Source organism: Streptomyces sp. NPDC021224 (genome assembly GCF_044332905.1).
Lineage (GTDB): Bacteria > Actinomycetota > Actinomycetes > Streptomycetales > Streptomycetaceae > Actinacidiphila.
This window is the reverse complement of record NZ_JBIRPW010000002.1, coordinates 350,206-367,193: the sequence shown is the minus strand read 5'-3', so window position 1 is coordinate 367,193 and position 16,988 is coordinate 350,206. Positions and strand designations below refer to the sequence as shown.

The 16,988-nt window shown below is 73.6% G+C and carries 16 protein-coding genes; 7 read left to right on the top strand and 9 right to left on the bottom strand.

Annotated elements, in window-relative coordinates; genetic code table 11:
• The first annotated feature begins 41 nt into the window (after positions 1-41).
• A complete protein-coding gene (locus ACH4PY_RS06720) occupies positions 42-1,451 on the top strand; it encodes a trehalose-6-phosphate synthase (RefSeq protein ID WP_398176678.1) in 1,410 nt (469 codons plus the stop codon).
• A 186-nt stretch (positions 1,452-1,637) separates the two neighbouring features.
• Here ACH4PY_RS06720 and otsB read toward each other — a convergent pair whose 3' ends face one another.
• From otsB to ACH4PY_RS06705, 3 genes are read right to left on the bottom strand one after another with little or no spacing between them, the layout of a single operon-like run.
• Entirely contained in the window at positions 1,638-2,483 is an 846-nt protein-coding gene (otsB, locus tag ACH4PY_RS06715; RefSeq protein ID WP_398176676.1) for a trehalose-phosphatase, read from the bottom strand.
• Between the two features lie 52 nt (positions 2,484-2,535).
• Positions 2,536-2,781, bottom strand: coding sequence for a DUF3263 domain-containing protein (locus tag ACH4PY_RS06710; RefSeq protein WP_398176674.1), 246 nt, complete (start codon positions 2,779-2,781; stop codon positions 2,536-2,538).
• A gap of 7 nt (positions 2,782-2,788) precedes the next feature.
• Positions 2,789-4,081, bottom strand: coding sequence for an extracellular solute-binding protein (locus ACH4PY_RS06705; protein ID WP_398176672.1), 1,293 nt, complete (start codon positions 4,079-4,081; stop codon positions 2,789-2,791).
• A gap of 272 nt (positions 4,082-4,353) precedes the next feature.
• On the opposite strand from ACH4PY_RS06705, the gene ACH4PY_RS06700 reads away from it, so the two are divergent.
• The 3 genes from ACH4PY_RS06700 (at position 4,354) to ACH4PY_RS06690 (ending at position 7,316) form a co-directional block, all read left to right on the top strand.
• Positions 4,354-5,286: an ROK family protein gene (locus tag ACH4PY_RS06700; protein ID WP_398176670.1), complete on the top strand. Its 933-nt coding sequence runs from the start codon at positions 4,354-4,356 to the stop codon at positions 5,284-5,286.
• Complete coding sequence (nagA, locus tag ACH4PY_RS06695; RefSeq protein WP_398176668.1) at positions 5,286-6,479, top strand: N-acetylglucosamine-6-phosphate deacetylase; 1,194 nt, start codon at positions 5,286-5,288, stop codon at positions 6,477-6,479. The genes ACH4PY_RS06700 and nagA overlap by 1 nt, the downstream gene beginning before the upstream one ends.
• A gap of 72 nt (positions 6,480-6,551) precedes the next feature.
• A complete protein-coding gene (locus tag ACH4PY_RS06690) occupies positions 6,552-7,316 on the top strand; it encodes a 1-phosphofructokinase (RefSeq protein WP_398176666.1) in 765 nt (254 codons plus the stop codon).
• Here ACH4PY_RS06690 and ACH4PY_RS06685 read toward each other — a convergent pair.
• Positions 7,306-8,325, bottom strand: coding sequence for a carbohydrate-binding protein (locus ACH4PY_RS06685; protein ID WP_398176664.1), 1,020 nt, complete (start codon positions 8,323-8,325; stop codon positions 7,306-7,308). The genes ACH4PY_RS06690 and ACH4PY_RS06685 overlap by 11 nt on opposite strands.
• A gap of 193 nt (positions 8,326-8,518) precedes the next feature.
• On the opposite strand from ACH4PY_RS06685, the gene ACH4PY_RS06680 reads away from it, so the two are divergent.
• Positions 8,519-9,490 (top strand): SAM-dependent methyltransferase, encoded by a 972-nt coding sequence (locus tag ACH4PY_RS06680; RefSeq protein WP_398177602.1) that lies wholly within the window; start codon positions 8,519-8,521, stop codon positions 9,488-9,490.
• A gap of 349 nt (positions 9,491-9,839) precedes the next feature.
• Here the strand turns inward: ACH4PY_RS06680 and ACH4PY_RS06675 are convergent, their stop codons facing one another.
• Positions 9,840-10,817 (bottom strand): NAD-dependent epimerase/dehydratase family protein, encoded by a 978-nt coding sequence (locus tag ACH4PY_RS06675; RefSeq protein ID WP_398176662.1) that lies wholly within the window; start codon positions 10,815-10,817, stop codon positions 9,840-9,842.
• Positions 10,818-11,281: 464 nt separating this feature from the next.
• Here ACH4PY_RS06675 and ACH4PY_RS06670 point away from each other — a divergent pair, with 464 nt between their 5' ends.
• Positions 11,282-12,424 (top strand): NADH-quinone oxidoreductase subunit D, encoded by a 1,143-nt coding sequence (locus ACH4PY_RS06670; protein WP_398176660.1) that lies wholly within the window; start codon positions 11,282-11,284, stop codon positions 12,422-12,424.
• Positions 12,425-12,493: 69 nt separating this feature from the next.
• On the top strand, positions 12,494-13,333 hold the full coding sequence (locus ACH4PY_RS06665; protein WP_398176658.1) for a sigma-70 family RNA polymerase sigma factor: 840 nt from the start codon (positions 12,494-12,496) through the stop codon (positions 13,331-13,333).
• An 18-nt stretch (positions 13,334-13,351) separates the two neighbouring features.
• Here ACH4PY_RS06665 and ACH4PY_RS06660 read toward each other — a convergent pair whose 3' ends face one another.
• From ACH4PY_RS06660 to ACH4PY_RS06645, 4 genes are all read right to left on the bottom strand, one after another.
• Entirely contained in the window at positions 13,352-14,296 is a 945-nt protein-coding gene (locus ACH4PY_RS06660; RefSeq protein ID WP_398176656.1) for a hypothetical protein, read from the bottom strand.
• A gap of 174 nt (positions 14,297-14,470) precedes the next feature.
• Positions 14,471-15,433 carry an ABC transporter substrate-binding protein gene (locus tag ACH4PY_RS06655; RefSeq protein ID WP_398176654.1) on the bottom strand — a complete coding sequence of 321 codons (963 nt, stop codon included), beginning with the start codon at positions 15,431-15,433 and terminating at the stop codon, positions 14,471-14,473.
• Positions 15,430-16,152, bottom strand: a complete 723-nt coding sequence (locus tag ACH4PY_RS06650; protein ID WP_398176652.1) for an ABC transporter permease — start codon at positions 16,150-16,152, stop codon at positions 15,430-15,432. Before ACH4PY_RS06650 ends, ACH4PY_RS06655 begins: the two co-directional genes overlap by 4 nt.
• Positions 16,149-16,904 (bottom strand): ABC transporter permease, encoded by a 756-nt coding sequence (locus ACH4PY_RS06645; protein ID WP_398177600.1) that lies wholly within the window; start codon positions 16,902-16,904, stop codon positions 16,149-16,151. The genes ACH4PY_RS06650 and ACH4PY_RS06645 overlap by 4 nt, the downstream gene beginning before the upstream one ends.
• Between the last annotated feature and the right edge of the window lie 84 nt (positions 16,905-16,988).

Genomic DNA, 16,988 nt, shown 5'->3' with positions numbered 1-16,988 from the left:
CTGATGTTTGAGGCGGCAGCCGTACGGCAAGGTACGCAGACGTGGATGGACTCGCACGTGTGCTCGTCGCGTCGAATCGCGGCCCGGTCTCGTACACCCTCGCCGAAGGCGAACTGCAGAGCCGGCGAGGCGGCGGCGGGGTCGTCTCCGGACTGAGCGCGATCGAGTCGGACGGCGACTCCCTGTGGGTGTGCGCCGCGCTGAGTGACGGCGACCGGGAGGCGGTGCGGCGCGGGGTCGGCGAGCCGGGTTCGCGGATGCTCGCGATCGACCCGGACGTCTTCCATGCCGCGTACAACGACATCGCGAACTCCGTGCTGTGGTTCGTGCACCACATGCTCTACCAGACACCGCTGGAGCCCGTCTTCGACGAGGAGTTCCGCGGGCGGTGGGCGTCCTACGAGGCGTACAACGCGGCGTTCGCGGACGCGCTGGCGGAGGCGGCCGCGCCCGGGGCCTCGGTGCTGGTGCAGGACTACCACCTGGTGCTGGTCCCGGCGATGCTCCGGGAGCGGCGTCCGGACCTGCGGATCGGGCACTTCTCGCACACCCCGTGGGCGCCGCCGGACTACTTCCGGCTGCTGCCGGACGACATCGCGGCCGAGGTGCTGCGGGGGATGCTCGGCGCGGACCGGGCGGCCTTCCTCACCCGGCGGTGGGCGGACGCGTTCGCGGCGTGCTGCGTGGCCGTGCTGGGCGCGGAGGTGTCGGCGGACGGGCACGCGGTGACGTACCGCGGGCGGACGACGCGGCTGGGCGTGCACGGCCTGGGCGCGGACGCGGACTTCCTGCGCGAGCGCGCGGGGCGGGACGACGTGGTGGAGCGGATGGCGACGCTGCGGGCCGAGACGGGTCCGGGGCGCAAGCTCGTGGTGCGGGTGGACCGCACGGAGCTGTCCAAGAACATCGTGCGCGGCCTGCTGGCGTACCGCAGGCTGCTGCAGGAGCGGCCCGGCTGGCGCAGCCGGGTGGTGCATGTGGCCTTCGCGTACCCCTCGCGGCAGGATCTGGCGGTCTACCGCGACTACACCGCGGAGGTCTCGCGGGTGGCGGCGGAGATCAACGAGGAGTTCGGGACGGCCGACTGGCAGCCGGTGCTGCTGAAGGTCGACGACGACTTCGCGCGCTCGCTCGCGGCGTACCGGCTGGCGGACGTGGCGCTGGTCAACCCCATCAGGGACGGGATGAACCTGGTGGCCAAGGAGATGCCGGTGGTCTCCGACAACGGGGTCGCGCTGATCCTCTCCCGCGAGGCGGGCGCCTACGCGGAGCTGGGCGACGACGCGATCGTGGTCAACCCGTACGACGTGAGCGCGACCGCGGAGGCGCTGAACGACGCGCTGACGTTGCCGGACGCGGAGCGCGCCGACCGGACGAAGCGGCTCGCCGCGGCGGCGACGGCGCTGCCGCCGACCCGGTGGTTCCTCGACCAGCTCGCGGCGCTGGAGTAGCCGCCGCGAGCGGGCCGGTGCGGCTTAGGGCCTGTCGTTTGGATCTCCGTGGAGGACGGAGCGGGGTCCGGTGCGTGCAGCTGCAAGGCGGAGGAGGGAGGCAACGCGGAGCGTTGTCGACCGACGACAACGCGGCAGATGTGCGTGCCGGGACACGCGACGCCGCGGAGATCCAGACGACAGGCCCTAGGCAGTGACGGCGTCGGCGAGGGAGTCCAGCAGGGCGACGATGCCCTCCGGGCCGGGGACGATCAGGTCGGCCTGGCTCGTCAGCTCCTGCGGGGCCTCGGTGCCGCCCGCGGCGGCGACCAGCAGACCGGGCAGGCCCTGCTTGCGCAGCTCGCGCACGGCGGCGTAGGCGGCGAGGTCGCCGAGGTCGTCGCCGCCGTAGAGGACGCTGCCGGCGTCCACCTCCCGCAGGTACGCGGCGAGCGCGACGCCCTTGTCCATGCCCGGCGGGCGCAGCTCCAGGACGTACCGGCCGGGCTCCACGACCAGGTCGTGCGTGGCGGCCAGCTCGGTGAGGGGGCCGCGCAGCGCCTCGAAGGCGGCGTCCGGGTTCTCCGCGCGGCGGGTGTGGACGGCGACCGCGCGGCCGCCCTTGTCCTCGATCCAGGTGCCCTGCCAGGCGCCGTTGCGGTCCAGGAAGCCGGGCAGCTCCGCGCGGACGGCGGTCACCCCGGGGTGGGCGCCCGGGCTGTGCACCGCGGAGCTGTGCGCGTCCCAGCGCTCGGCCCCGTAGTGGCCGAGCACCACCAGGTGCTCCAGGGCGGGGACGCCCGCGAAGCCGCCGTACCGTACGGCGACGCCGGCGGGGCGGCCCGTCACGACGGCGACGGCGGCGACGTGCGGGGCGAGCCGGGCCAGTGCCGGGACGGCTCCCGGGTGCGCTCTGGCCTGCTCGGGGTCGGGGACGATGGGGGCGAGGGTGCCGTCGAAGTCCAGGGCGACGACCGCGCGGTGCGGTTCTGCGAGGAGGGCGGCGAGGGCTTCTCGGCCCTCGCCCGTTCCGGGCGTCGGGATCTCGGCCATGCGCCTAACCTACCCGCGGGGTGCGGCCCCCCGCGCGGCCCCCGGAAAACGCTCAGCGGCGGGCGCGGCGCTCGGCTCGCGCGTCACGCAGGCGGCGGACCGTCGCCGGGGCGTACGCGGCGGCGCGGGGGTCGTCGAGGAGGGCGTTGAGACGCTGGAGGTAGAGCGTCGGGGACAGCCCGAGGCGTTCGCGGACGGCGCGGTCGCGGGCGCCGGGGCCGGGCCAGGAGCGGGACGCGAGGTCCAGCACCGCCCGGTCCCGTTCGGGCAGCTCGCCCGCTTCCGCGTGGTCGCTCATACGCGGGCTACTGCCCGCTCTGCGAGGACGCGAACCGCTGGAGTGCGCCGAGCACCTGCCAGGGGTCCGCCTCGACCGCCTGGCCGATGCTCTTCTTGATCTCGTCGGAGACCGCGCCCCAGGACGTCTTGTTCATGGGGTAGAAGACGGCCGTCGGGAGCACGTCGATGAACTGCTTCATGTCCGCCTCCTTCGGGTCGTCGGCCATCTCCTGGGAGACGGAGCTGGTGACGGGCAGGAAGCCGTACTCGTCGAGGAACTTGCGCGAGTTCGCGGGCTGGTAGACGTACTGGAGGAAGGTCGCGTCGGCCTTGAGGTGGTCGTCGCCCTTCTTCTTGAAGGCCATCATCCAGTCGGCGACGCCGAGCGTGTCGCGGGCGGGGGCGTCGAGGCCGGGCAGGGCGGCGAGGCCGACGTCGATGTGCGCGGCCTTGGCCTGGGCGAGCAGCGTGGGGTGGCCGTTGAGCATGCCGACGTCGCCGGCGAGGAAGCCGGCGAAGACGTCGCGGCGGTTGGTCTTGCCGGGGTTGCCGGGGCCGGTCAGGCCCTTGCCGACGAGGTTCTGCTTCAGCCAGCGGAAGGCCGTGACGTTGCCGGAGTAGTCGAGGTTGTAGGAGCCGGCGCTGCTGGTGTAGCCGCCGGAGTCGCCGAGCATCCACATGAGGGCCTCGGCCTGCGCCTCCTCGGTGCCGAGCGGCAGCCCGTAGGGCACCTTGACGCCCTTGGCCTTGAGCTTCTTGGCGTCCTTGGCGACCTCGTCCCAGGTCTTGGGCGCCTGCTTGATGCCGGCCTGCTTGAAGAGGGTCTTGTTGTAGAAGAACAGCCGCGAGCTGGACACCCAGGGCAGCCCGTACTGCACCCGGTTGACGGAGCCGATGGTGGCCAGCGAGGGGATGAAGTCGGCCTGCTGGCTGATGCTGAAGAGGCTGTCGGCGCTGTAGAGCTGGCCCTTGGCGGCGTAACCGGCGTAGGAGCCGATCTGCGCGATGTCGGGGGCGTTGCCGGCCTTGACCATCGAGTCGACCTTGTCGTCGACGTGGTCCCAGTCGATGACCTGGACGTCGACCTTGATGTGCGGGTGGTCCTTCTGGAAGCCGTCGACGACGGTCTTCCAGTAACCGGTGGAGCTGTTGCCCGTCTTGGGGTCCCCGTAGTCGGCGGCGACCATGTGCAGCGTGACGTCCTTGCTGAGCGGGGACTGCCCGCCGCATCCGCCGACCGCCGTCACGGTCAGGGCCGTGCTCAGGCCGAGCGCCCCCGTGCCGAGGAGCCGCCGCACTCTTCGCCGCTGGACGCGCATGCCGGTTTACCGCCTTCGAGGATGGATTTGTCTGCGGAAGCGCAGAGTCTTCCCCATAGCTTCACCCAAGGTCTACACCACTTACGAAACTGTTTCGCAATCGGGGCCGTCCAGCGATCTGACCACCCCTCTGACCTGCGCGTACACCGATCCGCACAGGCCAGGAGGTCTATGCCACAACAGCCCCGACGGACATCGACCCGGCAGCGCCGCGGATCTTCCTCGACGAGTGGACTAGACCTTTTTGGGGGTTACCCGGGAGACTGTCCTCCGTGAGACATGTCATCGCCCTTGATGTCGGCGGCACCGGGATGAAAGCCGCCCTGGTCGCAGCGGACGGAACACTGCTGCACGAGGACCGCAGGCCGACCGGCCGAAAGCGCGGACCGGACGCGGTCGTGGCGGCGATCCTGGACTTCGCCGCGGACCTGCGCGACCACGGGGTACGCGAGTTCGGCGAGCCCGCCGCCGCCGCGGGTGTCGCCGTCCCCGGCATCGTCGACGACGTGCGCGGCATCGCCGCCTACGCCGCCAACCTCGGCTGGCGCGACGTCCCGCTGCGCGACCTGCTCTCCGCCCGCCTCGACGGCGTCCCCGTCGCGCTCGGCCACGACGTCCGCAGCGGCGGACTCGCCGAGGGCCGGATCGGCGCCGGGCAGGGCACCGACCGCTTCCTCTTCCTCGCGCTCGGCACCGGCATCGCGGGCGCCATCGGCATCGACGGCCGGATCGAGGCGGGCGCCCACGGCTACGCGGGCGAGATCGGCCATGTCGTCGTCCGGCCCGACGGCCCCGAGTGCGGCTGCGGCCAGCGCGGCTGCCTGGAGACCCTCGCCTCGGCCGGTGCCGTCTCCCGCGCCTGGGCCGCGGCCGGCGGCGGGCCCGACGCGAACGCGGCCGACTGCGCCCGCGCCGTCGAGGCCGGCGACCCGCGCGCGATCGAGGTGTGGCGGGACGCGGTGGACGCGCTCGCCGCGGGCCTCGTCACCGGCTTCACCCTGCTCGACCCGCGGATGCTCATCATCGGCGGCGGCCTCGCCGAGGCCGGGGACACCCTCTTCGGCCCGCTGCGCAGCGCCGTGGAGTCCCGCATCACCTTCCAGAAACTCCCCCTCATCGTCCCCGCCGCGCTGGGGGACACCGCCGGATGCCTGGGCGCGGGCCTGCTCGCCTGGGATCTACTCTCCGTGGAGGTAACCGCCTGATGGCTCCCGTAACGACAACGCAGCGCTCGGTGCTGGCGGGTGCCCGTGTGGTCCTGCCCTCGGGTGTGGTGGACGGCGGCCGGATCACGATCGAGGGCACGCGGATCGCCTCCGCGGGCCCGGCGGACACGGCCTCCGGGAACGGTTCCGGGCCCGCGCCCGACGCCGGTGCCGTCCTCGACCTGCCCGCGGACCACCTCGTCGTCCCCGGCTTCGTCGACATCCACAACCACGGCGGCGGCGGCGCGTCCTTCACCTCCGGCACCGCCGAGGAGGTCCTCACCGGGGTCCGCACGCACCGCGAGCACGGCACGACCACGCTCGTCGTGTCCACGGTGACCGAGTCCATGGACTTCCTCGTCCGGCGCTCCGGGATGCTCTCCGAACTCGTCGAGCAGGGCGACATCGCCGGCATCCACTACGAGGGCCCCTTCATCAACCCCTGCCGCAAGGGCGCGCACGACGAGACGCTGCTGCGCGACCCCGACCCCGCCGACGTCCGCAAGCTCGTGGACGCCGCCCGCGGCACCGCCAAGATGTTCACGCTCGCATCCGAGCTCCCCGGCGGCATCGACTCCGTGCGGCTGCTCGCCGACCTCGGCGTCATCGCCGCGATCGGCCACACCGACGCCACCTACGAGCAGACCGTCGAGGCCATCGACGCGGGCGCCACCGTCGCGACCCACCTGTTCAACGCGATGCCGCCGCTCGCCCACCGCTCCCCCGGCCCGATCGCGGCCCTGCTGGAGGACGAGCGCGTCACCGTCGAACTCATCAACGACGGCACCCACCTGCACCCCGCCGTCCTCGAACTCGCCTTCGGCACCGCCGGGGCCGGCCGCGTCGCCTTCATCACCGACGCGATGGACGCCGCCGGCTTCGGCGACGGGACGTACGACCTCGGTCCGCTCAAGGTCGAGGTCCGCGAGGGCGTCGCACGGCTCGCCGAGAACGGCACGATCGCCGGATCGACGCTCACGCTCGACACGGCGTTCAAGCGGGCCGTCACGCTCGACGGGCTCTCCGTCACCGACGCGGTGGCGGCGATCTCCACGAACCCGGCCCGCCTGATCGGCCTCGCGGACCGCGTGGGGACGCTGGAGGCGGGCAAGGACGCGGATCTCGTCGTCCTGGACGCGGAGTACGCCGTGGTGGGCGTGATGCGGCAGGGCGAGTGGATCGTCCGCCCCTGACCCCCTGACCTCGCCCGTTTTTCCCCGGGCCGCCCAGCGGGCGGGCGACGCCCCCTGGGCGGGGAGGCGGGAGTGCGGGATCATCGACGGGTGATCGTCGTCACGATGGAACCCGTGCTGCCCACATCCTCCCCCGTCCCGCCCGGCAAGGGCGTGCGCGTGGCCCGCACGCTGCGCGCGCTCGGACACGAGGTCACCGTCACCGGTATCGGAAGCGGCGTCACGGAGCCGCACCCCGGACCCGTGCGGGACTGGGCCGGACTGCTCGCCGTCTACCGGGGGCTGCTGGCGCGCGGAGCGGAGGGCGTCGCGCTGTGCGGGGGCCTGCCGCCGGGCGTACCCGTCGGCGGGTACGCGGAGCTGATACGCGAGGCGCGCGCGGCAGGCGTCTACGTCGCCCTGGACGCGTACGGGCCCGCGCTGCGCCGCGGCCTGGGCGCCCGGCCCGACCTCGTCGTGCAGGACGCCGCCGGGCTCGCGGCCCTGACCGGCTTCGCCGAACCCGTGCGGGCGGCGCGGGACGCCTACAAGCGCGGGGCGCGCGCGGTGGCCGCGCCCCTCGGCCCGGGCGGTGCCGGCATGCTGGCCCTCGCCGAGGAGGGCGGCTGGCACGCCGCACCGCCCCGGCACGCCCGCGGGCTCGGCGCGACCGCCACCGACCACGCGCTGGCCGGGCTGCTGTCGGGCGCGGTGACGGGCCTGCCCTGGCCGGAGCGGCTGGCCCGCGCGGTGGCGCTGACGGAGTCCCCCGGGCCGCCCCCGGGCGGGGGCTACGACCCCGGCCGGTACGCCGAGGTGCTCTCCCGCGTCGTGGTCGAGCCGCTCGCTACTTCTTGACCTGGCCCTGCTTGAGCCACAGCTGGTCGAGGTTGACGCCGCCGGTGTCGGTGGGCTGGTAGGAGAGCTGGAGCGTGTTCTCGCCCGCCTTGAGCGTGACCCAGGCGTAGGTGGTGTTGTTCCACGCCTTGTCCCACGACGTGTAGTTCCCGTAGTTGCGGAGCTTGACGGGCGTGGTGCGCATCTTGCCGTCGACCGTGAGGGACAGCGTCGCGTCCGGGCCCGCGTTGCCGTAGTTGATGAAGAAGGTGTACGAGCCGTCCGTCGGGACGGTCACCTTCCACGTCACGCTGGCACCGGCCTGGTTCATGTGGTCGACGTACGTGCCGTTCGCGGCGCTCGCGCCCGTCCACTGGTTGCTCACCGCGGCGGGGCTGCCCAGCACGAGGGTCGCCGCGTCGACCTTGTCCGACGCGAACTGCGTCGGGGTGTCGGACGGCGTCGGCTCGGTCGTGGGCGCGCTCGTCGCCGTGGCCGCCGGGGTGCTGTCCTTGGCCTCGGGCTTCTTGTCGCCCGAGCCCCTGGTCATGGCGACGGCGATGACGATCGCGACGACGACCACGACCGCGCCGGCCGCGATGAGCAGGCCCCGGCGGTTGCCGTCGCCCCCGTCACCGCCGCCCCCACGGTGGCCGCCGTCGTCCGGGCCGCCCGGCGCGTACTGCGGCTGCTGCCGCGTGTACTGCGGCGGACCGCCCTGCTGCGGACCGCGCGGCCCCTGGCCCTGACCCTGGCCGTACGGCTGCTGCGGCGGATAGCCGTAGCCACCCTGCTGCTGGCCGCCCTGCTGCTGCGGCGGATAGCCGTAACCGCCCTGCTGCTGGCCGCCCTGCTGCTGGGGGTAGCCGTAGCCGCCCTGCTGCTGGGGCTGCGGGCGCCGCTCGCCGACCCGCTGCACCTGGTTGTACGAGGCACGGGGGGCGGCCGGCTGCTCGCTGCCGTCCTCGGCCCGGTAGAGATACCCGAACGGGTCGTCGTTCTCCGGCGTGCCGTCTTGTCCGGCCGTCATCCCTGTCCACTCCCTCGTACTGCCTTACCGCACATCCGCCGCCACCTGCGCGCTGGCGCCCGCGGCGCTGTGGTATGCCGGAACCCTACCGGCCCGGGGCGGCTCCGTGCCCAGCCCTAGGACGCACCACCAGGCCAGGAAGGTTCCCGCTGTGACCAGCCCCACCCCGCGGTGGCTTCCCTGGCGGCAGGCGATGGCCCAGGCCCTGTACGGCCCGGACGGCTTCTTCGTCCGCGAACGCCCCGCCGCGCACTTCCGCACGTCCGTGCACGTCTCCCCGCTCTACGCGCGGGCCGTCGCCGAACTCCTCCGCCGGGTCGACACGGCACTCGGCCACCCCGCCGAGCTGACCTTCACCGACATGGCGGCGGGCGGCGGCGAGCTGTGCGAAGGCGTCCTCGGGGCCCTGCCGCCCGAGGTCGCCGGGCGCGTCCGGGCGTACGCGGTCGAGCTGGCCCCGCCCCCCGCCGGGCTCGACCCCCGCATCACCTGGACCACCCGGCCGCCGCGCGGCGGCCGCGGGCTGCTCTTCGCGAACGAATGGCTCGACAACGTGCCGCTCGACGTCGTGGAGGCGGACGAGGCGGGGGCCGTCCGGTACGTGGAGGTCCGCGTACCCGACGGGGCCGAGCGGCTGGGCGCCGAGGTGACCGGCACCGACGCGGAGTGGCTGCGCCGCTGGTGGCCGCTTGCGGCGCCGCACACCCGCGCCGAGGTCGGGCTCGCGCGGGACCTCGCGTGGGCGGAGGCGGCGCGGAGCCTTTCCGCCGGGCTCGCGGTCGCGGTGGACTACGCCCACACGCGCGACGACCGCCCGCCGTACGGGACCCTCACCGGCTACCGCGCCGGGCGGCAGGTCCCGCCCCTCCCCGACGCCACGTGCGACCTCACGGCGCATGTCGCCGCGGACTCCCTGCCGGGTGCGGTGCACGTCCCCCAGCGGGTGGCTCTCGCCGCCCTCGGCGTGTCGGGGGCCCGCCCCCCGCTCTCCCTCGCCTCGACGGACCCCGCCGCGTACGTCCGCGGCCTCGCCGCCGCGGGCGAGGCGGCGTCCCTCACCTCCGCGGAAGGGCTCGGCGCGTTCACGTGGTCCCTGACCCCGCGCTCCCCGGACTGCGCCGCGCTGGCCTCGGCGGTGGGCGCGACGGGCTGCGCCCTGGGGTGAGCTTGCGCGAACTTCCCCCGGTGGGGGTTGAGCGCGCGGTTCGGCGCGGGGCCTTTGCGCCTCGGGGTGCCATGTTGCGGTTCGCCGCGCGACCTTCTGCCGGTGGGGGGTTGCTCGCACCGTTCTCCCCCAGGGCTTCGCCTGGGAGGTACCCCCACGCGCCCCCGGGTTGCTCGGCGGGGCATCGCGCCCTGCCCCGGGGGTGGGGTCGGGGGCCGCCACGGGGCACCTCCTCGGAATGCGCGTTCGGCCTCTTACCTGGTCGGTGAGCCACCGACAGCGCATTCCTGCGGGGGCACCCCGCACCGTCCCCCTCCGGGCCGGTTCAGCGGCTGCCTGCCGGTGGGGGTCAGGGGAGGATGGTGAGGAGGCGGGCCTCGGTGTCCGGGGAGAGGCCGACCGGGGGGCGGTCGGGGCGCTGGGGGGCCGTGCCGCCGATGGACTGGAGCCAGGTCCAGGTGTCGGCGACGGTCGATGTGACGGGTCGGCAGTGGAGCCCGGCCCGCAGGGCCTTCGCCGGGTTCGCGCCGTGCATGCCGTCGTGCTCGGGGCCCGGCGGGAGCCAGAGGGGGAGGTCCATCCAGGGCTGGACGCCCGCGTCCGTGATCGTGTCGGGGTCGGCCCAGACGAATTCCGCGTCGCCGCCCGTCGCCACGGCACATGCGTCGAGGAAGGACCCCATCGTCGCGTGGCCGGGCTCGCTCACGATGTCGTACGGCCCGCCGAGCCCGGCGGTGAGAGCGTCCAGCGTCCACGCGGCGAGGTCGCGCACGTCCACCAACTGCAACGGCAGGTCGCGCGGCCCCGGGGCCAGGACCCGCCCGCCGCGGGCGACGCGGCCCAGCCACCACGGGAGCCGGCCGATGTCCTCGTACGGTCCGAGGATCAGCCCGGCCCGGATGAGCAGGGCGGCGTCCCCGAAGACCTCTTCCAGGGCGACCTCCGCTCCCCGCTTGACCTGTGCGTAGTCGCCGTCTCCGGGTTCGACGAGCGGGGCGTCCTCCGTTCCGCCGAGAGGCGGCGGATAGGCGTAGACGGACCGGCTCGACACGTACGCGTACCGCGCCACCCGTCCCTTGAGCGCTGCCGCGGACCGCTCCACCACCCCGGGCGAGCCGGACCAGGTGTCCACGACGGTGTCCCACTCCCCGTCCGCGAGCCCGGCGAGATCCCCGTCGCGCTCCCCGGTCACCACCCGCGCGACCCCTTCCGGCACCGCCCGCCTCCCCCGGTGGAAGACCGTCACCTCCCACCCGCGCCCGACCGCCTCCTCGACGATCGCCCGCCCGACAAACCCCGTCCCGCCCAACATCAACATCGTCGCCATGCCCCCACCCTCCCCCCACCACCCCACCCTCACCTCCGATTTCGCTCAGAGCTGCCCCCCCGGCAGGCAGCCGCCCCACCACCCCGGAGGGGGACGGTGCGGGGTGCCCCCGCAGGAATGCGCTTCCCAGTCCCTCACCAACTCCGTAGGAGGCCGAACGCGCATTCCGAGGAGGTGCCCCGTGGCGGCCCCCGACCCCACCCCCGGGGCAGGCGCGCGATGCCCCGCCGAGCAACCCGGGGGCGCGTGGGGGTACCTCCCAGGCGAAGCCCTGGGGGAGAACTGCGCGACAAGCCACAGCGGCGAGAAGATCGCGACGCCTACCGCAAGAGGCAGCTCATGGCGCAAAGGGGCGCGAGGAACTGCGCGAGCAACCCCCCACCGGCAGAGGGTCGCGCGGCGAACCGCACCACGCACCCCGAGGCGCAAAGGACCAGCCCGCACCGTCCTGAGAGGATGACCTCATGACGGAGACCACCATCGGCATCGGCGGCGCAGCCGAAAGCACCGACATGGTGCTGAACATCGGCCCCCAGCACCCCTCCACCCACGGAGTGCTCCGTCTGCGGCTCGTGCTCGACGGCGAGCGGATCCGGTCGGCGGAGCCGATCGTCGGGTACATGCACCGTGGCGCGGAGAAGTTGTTCGAGGCGCGGGACTACCGCCAGATCGTGATGCTGGCGAACCGCCACGACTGGCTTTCCGCGTTCTCGAACGAGCTGGGCGTGGTGATGGCGGTCGAGCGCATGCTCGGCATGGAGGTGCCGGAGCGCGCGGTGTGGACGCGCACGCTGCTCGCGGAGCTGAACCGCGTGCTGAACCACCTGATGTTCCTCGGGTCGTATCCGCTGGAGCTGGGCGGGATCACGCCGATTTTCTACGCGTTCACGGAGCGCGAGGACTTGCAGCATGTGATGGAGGAGGTCTCCGGCGGGCGGATGCACTACATGTTCAACCGGGTCGGCGGGTTGAAGGAGGATCTGCCGAACGGCTGGACGGCGCGGGCGCGGGCGTCGGTCGCGCGGGTGCGGGCGCGGATGGGGCGGATCGACGACCTGGTGCTGGGCAACGAGATCTTCCGCGGGCGGACCCGCGGGGTGGGCGTGCTGTCCCGGCAGGACGTGCACGGCTTCGGGGTGAGCGGGCCCATCGCACGGGCCAGCGGCGTGGACTTCGACCTGCGGCGGGACGAGCCGTACCTGGCCTACGGGGAGCTGGCGGACACGCTGCGGGTGGTGACGCGCGAGGAGGGCGACTGCCTGGCGCGTTTCGAGGTGCTGCTGGAGCAGACGCATGTGGCGCTGGACCTGGCGGACGCGTGCCTGGACCGGATGGCGGAGCTGCCACCGGGGCCGGTGAACCAGCGGCTGCCCAAGGTGCTGAAGGCGCCGGAGGGCCACACGTACGCCTGGACGGAGAATCCGCTCGGGCTCAACGGCTACTACCTGGTGTCGAAGGGCGAGAAGACACCGCACCGGCTGAAGCTGCGCTCGGCGTCGTTCAACAACATCCAGGCGCTGACGGTGCTGCTGCCGGGGACGCTGGTGGCCGACATGGTCGCGATCCTGGGCTCGATGTTCTTCGTCGTCGGCGACATCGACAAGTAGTCCGTCCGGTCACATCGGCCGCCCGCCGGGAGTCATGTCGGCAGGGACGGCGACGGAGGAACGTGACGTATGGGCGACGAACTGCTGGCCGAGCGCTTCGAGGCGTACCGGGGGCATCTGCGCGCGGTGGCCTACCGCATGCTGGGCTCCACCGCGGAGGCGGAGGACGCGGTGCAGGAGGCGTGGCTGCGGCTGAGCCGGGCGGGCGACGGCGGGGTGGGCAATCTCGGCGGGTGGCTCACGACGGTCGTGGGGCGGGTGTGCCTGGACATGCTGCGGTCCCGGCGGCGGCGCGGCGAGGAGCCGCTGAGCGAGGTGGAGCAGGCGCCGGGCGCGCCCGATCCGGAGCAGGACGCGCTGCTGGCGGATTCGGTCGGGCTCGCGCTGCTGGTGGTTCTGGCGACGCTGGATCCGGCGGAGCGGCTGGCCTTCGTGCTGCACGACATGTTCGCGGTGCCGTTCGACGAGATCGCGCCGATCGTGGACCGTACGCCCGCGGCCGCCCGTCAGCTGGCCTCGCGGGCCCGGCGGCGGGTGCAGGGTGCGCCGGTGACGGCGGCCGAGCCCGATCTCGCGCTCCAGCGGCAGGTCGTGGGGGCCTTTCTCGCGGCGGCCCGGCTGGGCGACTTCGAGGCGCTCGTCGCGGTCCTGGACCCGGGCGTGGTCTCCCGCTCGGACGTCCCCGGCTCTCCGGTGCGCCGCGGGGCCGAGCAGGTCGCGCGGGGCGCGATGGTGTCGGCAACGCTGACCGGGGAGTCCGGTCTCGCCCTGGTGGACGGCAAGGTCGCCATCGTCTACGCCCAGGGCACGCCCGACTACCGGGTCCTGACCTTCGCGGTGGCCCCGACCGGCATCCGCGAGATCCACGTCCACCTGAGCCCCACGATGGAGGTCCTGCCCCTGGCGTAGGGGCGCGGCCTGCGGCGGTCAGGCCTGGGAGGCGCGCAGGCCCGTCATGTCCAGCTGCTCGGTGTCGTCGTGGGCGGTGAGGTCGATGACCTCGGACGCCTCGGCGGCCTGCGCGTGCTCGGCGGCTGCCGGGGCGGCGGCGGGCGGGAGCGCGGGGCCCGACGGCGGGGCGGCGGGCAGCGCCTTCTGGGTGCCGAAGAAGTCGAAGCCCCCGACGGCCCGCCCGGCGGACTGCGCACCGGCCTGGGGGTAGGGGAGCACCGCGGCCGCCGCGGGGACGAGGCGGGTCTCGCGGGGGGCGAGGCCCGCGCGGGCGTGGGCCTCGGCGGTGTGGCGGCCCTCGGGCTCCTCGGGGGCGGCGGCCTCACGGCGGCGGGCGGCGTCCACGGTGGCCTGGGCCTGCTGGCGGGCGGTGTTGCGGGACAGCTCGCGCAGGGCCTGCTCGGCCTTGAGGAAGGCGGCAGGGCCGACCGGCGAGCCGCCGGTGAGGGCGAGCTGCTGCTGCGGGACGTCGCCGACGCGCAGCTCGCGGATCTTCTCCAGCGCCCGGGCCCGTTCGGCCTCGGCGGTGGCGTAGCGCCGCAGCAGGTCGGCGTGCTCGGTGCGGAGCCTGGCCAGTTCGGCGCGCTTGCCGCGGAGCTTCTTCTCCAGGCGGGCGCGGATCTCCCGCGACTCCTCCAGGTCCGATTCCAGCTCGGCGACCCGCTCCTCGGTGCGCCACTCCTCGCGGACGCGGCTCGCTTCGAGGTCGGCGACCTTGCGCCCGGCGGCGCGGTCCCAGGTGCGGGCGAGCGCGGCTCCCGCTATGGCGGTGAGCGCGGTCGCGGCGGTGATGACCCGTATCACGCCGGTGTCCGCGACGACGAACGACGCGGCGGTGAGGACGGCCGCCGCGCCGCCGACGGTGAGCGGCGGCAGCATGCGGTGCAGGGGCTGGGAATGGCGGTGACGTCCACGGGGCATGGCCAGAAATTTAGCGTGCGCGGGCGCGCCGTGGGGCAGCGGGTCGCACTTTTTCTGCGCGATTGCGGCATGGAATTGCCGTGCGAATACGACGGGCATTCACCAGGGTCCGTTTCATCCCTTTTGCGGCATGACCGGTGTCATGGCGAATGCCCGTCCGGGCTCACGACGAGCTCACAACCCCTTCGCCTTGACGTACTGATCGGCCACTTCCCCGGGCTTGTGCCGCTGGGCGTCCACCTTCTTGTCCATCTCCGTCAGGTCGGCGGTGGTGAGCACCCCGGTGAGCTTGCCGAGAGCGGCGGCGATCCGCGGATCCCCGGCGTCCTTCGCATTGACGACGGGCAGCACGTTGTCCGCGTTCTGCAGGTGCCTGTCGTCGGTGAGCAGGACGAGATCGAACTGTTCGAGCGTGGCGTCCGTGGTCGTGGTGAGAACAAGCTGGTCGGAGCCGTCCTTGACGGCCTGTTTCGACTGGGTGGTGCCCACACCCTTGGGATCCACGCCGCTGATGTCGATGCCGTAGACCTTCTTCAGCCCGGGTTCGCAGTAGGGGCGGTCGGAGCATTCGTCGCCCGCCGCCAATGTGATCTTGAGCTTGGCCGCACCAAGATCGGAAAGGGTCTTGAGGTGGTGCTGCCCGGCGAAGTCCCGGCTGACGGCAAAGGCATTCTGGTCGACCGCCTTGCCCGCGGGCAGCACCTTCAGGCCGCGCGGTTCGGCGAGCTTGCCGAGAGCGGTCACCGTGGCCGTGACGTCACTGGAGGCGACCGGCGCGGCCTTCTGCCCATTGGCCTTGGTGTTGAGGAACTCCGCGAGTGTCGCGGCATATTCCGGCACGACGTCGATCTGGCCCTTCTCCAGCGCCGGTTCGTACAGCTCGCGGTTGGCCAGCGTCTTCACCGAGGTGTGGAATCCGGCATTGGACAGCACCTTGGCGTACATCTCGGCGAGGATCGCGCTCTCGGTGAAGCCCGCCGAGCCGATCACCAGGTCGGTGCCCGCAGCATCGGCGGCGGCCGGGCTCGCGGCGGCGGTGCCGGACGCCGGGGCGGCGGACGTCCCGGCCGAGCATCCGGCCAGCAGCAGGGCGGCGGCCGCGGCCGTACCGGCGGCGCGCAGGGGGGCGGCGTTCATGGGCGGACGGCTCCAGTGGGTGCGGGGGCGGACACGGGGGCGGGGACGGCGGGCGCGGACCGGCGGCGTATCGGGTCCAGGGCGTGCTGCACCGCCAGGAACAGCCCCTCGGCCAGCAGCGCGAGCCCGGCCACGAGCACCGCGCCGGCGACCACCTGGGCGTTGATCTGCCGGTTGAAGCCCGCGGTGATGATCCGCCCCAGGCCGCCGAATCCGGCCATCGCGGCCAGCGTGGCGGTCGCGATCACCTGGACGGCGGCGCTTCTGACACCGGTCCAGATCAGCGGGAAGGCGAGCGGCAGCTCGACGCCGAGGAGCAGCTGCCGCCCGGTCATCCCCATGCCGCGGGCGGCCTCGACCACGTCCCGATCCACCTCGCGTATCCCGACGTAGGCGTTGGTCACCAGCGGCGGCACCGCGAAGAGCACCAGGGCGACGATCACCGGCCAGTCGCTGCCGGAGCCGATGAGCAGCAGGAGCAGCGTCAGGACGGCGAAGGTCGGCACCGCCCGGCCCACGTTGGAGATGTTGACGGCGAGGGCGCCGCCGCGCCCGTGGTGGCCCAGCAGCACCGCGGGCGGCAGCGCCACGGCCAGGGCGATGGCCAGCGAGACCCCGCTGAAGTAGAGGTGCTCGGTGAGGCGGTGCACGACGCCCTCGCCGCCCGACCAGTGCGCACCCGTGGTGAGCCACCGCCACGCGCCGCCGACCGCGCTCACGACGCCGCCGCCGTCCGCACGCCCCCGGCTCTTCCCCGCCCGCGTCTGCGCCGCGGCAGCCGCCCGCCGGGGCCGGGGCCGCCGCGCCCGTGCCGCCAGGGGGTGAGCAGCCACTGGACGCCCAGCAGCAGCACGTCGGCCAGCACCGCGATGGCCACGCACAGCACGGAGGCGGCGAGCACCTGGGCCCGGAAGTTGCTGCCGATGCCGGACAGCAGCAGATTGCCGAGGCCGCCGTAGTCGACGATCGCGCCCACCGTCGTCAGCGCGACCGTGGAGACGGTCGCGATCCGCAGCCCCGCCATGATCGCGGGCAGCGCGAGCGGCAGCTCGACCGCGGCCAGTATCCGCAGCCGCCCGTACCCCATCGCGCGCGCGGCCTCGGTGACCTCCGCGGGCACCGCGTCCAGGCCCGCGAGGACGTTGCGCACCAGGATCGTCAGCGAGTAAAGCACCAGGCCCGTGACGACCAGCCAGGAGGAGATGCCGAAGACGGGCAGCAGCAGCGAGAACATCGCCAGCGACGGCACGGTGTAGAGCACCGTCGTCACCACCAGCACCGGCGCCGCCGCCACGCGCCGCCAGCGGTGGGCGGCGAGCGCGAGTGGGAGGGCGACGGCGAGGCCGATCGCCACCGACTCGGCGGTGATCCAGAGGTGCTGGAGCGTCGCGGCGGTCAGGTCGGAGCGGTATTCGCGCAGGTACTCCCCGCACACCCAGTCGTTGGCGACCAGGCAGTCATCCGTGGTCATCATGGCTGCGAGCCTAGCCGCAAGCTCCGACAATCCCTGATATCCCCTCAGGAAGCTGTGGATAACGTGTAAACAGCCGAAACC